General features: G+C 48.5%; 1 pseudogene. It reads right to left on the bottom strand.

Annotated elements, in window-relative coordinates:
* A pseudogene (locus tag A3762_RS05730) lies at positions 1–205 on the bottom strand (hypothetical protein); the annotation flags it as partial.
* Positions 206–235: the final 30 nt, after the last annotated feature.

Below are 235 nucleotides of genomic sequence, written 5' to 3'. Positions count from 1 at the left end.
TTGATTGCAGTAGTGCTGCGGCAAATGACAAAGCCGCGCCTTTCTTAACGCTCGCCCCTTGGGTACCAACGTAAGTCATGATCACAGCTTTGCCATGTCCTGGGCCAATGGCGTGAAAGACGCCATAAGCAAAGCTAAGGCTGATTAAGGCTAAGCCGTAAGTTTCAGGATGTTGCGCTACATTGGACATATGCTCTGATAACATACTGTGCAGCTCTTTCTGTTGGCTAGTGAT

This window comes from Oleiphilus sp. HI0125 (genome assembly GCF_001635355.1).
This window is presented reverse-complemented; position numbering and strand designations above follow the sequence as displayed.